General features: G+C 39.2%; 1 protein-coding gene. It reads left to right on the top strand.

From position 1 onward, the window contains the following. The first annotated feature begins 112 nt into the window (after positions 1–112). Positions 113–1,605 (top strand): ISNCY family transposase gene (locus tag VB740_RS18095; RefSeq protein WP_323201339.1). Its coding sequence is split into 2 segments (ribosomal slippage): positions 113–1,004 and positions 1,004–1,605, totalling 1,494 coding nucleotides; the frame shifts between segments, so codons are not numbered across the junction. Positions 1,606–1,678: the final 73 nt, after the last annotated feature.

The raw sequence follows: 1,678 nt of genomic DNA, 5'->3' as shown, positions 1-1,678 counted from the left end.
TAGTTTTTAGCGATCGCAGCTTTTTTGCCCGATCTCACCAAATCGCGTTGCTCCCACATCGTTTGAAGTACTCGATTGTGTTCAAAAAAGATGCCCGGAGTGCGGGGAAGCAATGTGGAATGAATACAATAATCCTCGACATATAAGAACGTTGAATGGGGTAGTAGAACTACAGCTAAAAATTCGTCGATGTCAAAATAAGTCATGTCTGCGGTATAAAAAAGCATATCGACCAGAGCAAGAAGGGTCACTCGCTCTACCACAGAACGAATTTGGTTTGGATGTGATTGCTTATATAGGAGCATTGCGCTACCAGGAACATAGAAGTGTTCCTCAAATACACACTCACCTTGAATTAAAGGGTATATGTATCAGTCAACGAACGGTCACGCACCTAATTGACAGATATGACGAGTTACTTTCTTTATGGCTAAAAGACCATAAAAGGTTAAAAGCAATAGTTAAAAAGCAAGGACGGGCGATATTAGCCATCGATGGGATGCAGCCAGAAATTGGGCATGAGGTATTATGGGTCATTCGAGATTGTATATCAGGAGAAATATTACTAGCTAAAACCTTATTATCATCAAGAAATGAAGATTTAGTGGCGTTATTATTAGAAGTAACTAACACCCTAAATGTACCAATTGATGGAGTTGTTAGTGATGGACAACAATCAATTCGCAAAGCTGTAAAAGTAGCATTACCTAGTATTGCTCATGGTTTATGTCATTACCATTACCTGAAAGAAGCAATTAAACCCATATATGAGGCGGATCGACATGCAAAAAAGGAATTGAAAAAAAAAGTTAGAGGATTACGAGACATTGAACGTAGTGTTACCAATGAAGATGAGGATTTGGCAAACATTATTGAAGATTATTGCTCGGCAGTACGTAGTTCTATAACCAATGATGGTCATCCACCGTTAGAGGCATCTGGATTAAAGTTACAAGAAAATTTGACGTTGATAGAGCAAAGCTTAGAGCGGATGGAAAAAAAAGTGCTTTACCACCACCTTTAGTTAACCTGAAACACCTGATAGCTAAGGGTTTATCTGCGACTGCATCTTTATTTTCACCTGTTATAGTTGCATATAAATGGGTTGATAAGGCTAGTGATATTCTCAATAATAAAATAGGTCTTGATGCTGCTGGAGTCAAAGAAAGTTATCAGCAACTGTTAACAGAAATGTCCCAACAAAAGCAGAAAGCTGGTACACTCAATACCGCAATCGATAACTTTATAAAAACCACCCATAACTACTGGTCTGGACTTTTTCATTGTTACGAAATTCAAGATTTCCCCAGAACTAATAATGACTTAGAACATGCTTTTGGTATGTTACGTCATCATCAACGTCGTTGTACTGGTCGTAAGGTTGCCCCCTCATCCCTTGTTATTCGTGGTTCTGTCAAACTTGCCTGTGCGATCGCTACTAAGCTTCATTCCTTTACCGCATCTGATTTAGCACAAGTTGATATCGTTACTTGGCTCGAATTACGCTCTCAATTGCAAAAACACCATAAAGCCAGAATTGAACAATATCGATTTCGCAGAGACCCCAAGGGTTACTTGGCTAATTTAGAGAGTCGTCTTCTCTAGTAAGTTTTGCCACGCTAGGAAAATACAGACGGATTGACTGCACGGGAAAACCTTCAAGCCAACATAATGCCTT

Origin of the sequence: Nostoc sp. UHCC 0251 (assembly GCF_034932245.1) — a bacterium.
In the GTDB taxonomy this organism is placed as follows: domain Bacteria; phylum Cyanobacteriota; class Cyanobacteriia; order Cyanobacteriales; family Nostocaceae; genus Nostoc.
The sequence above is the reverse complement of the archived record's forward strand: the minus strand, read 5'-3'. Positions and strand labels throughout refer to the sequence as shown.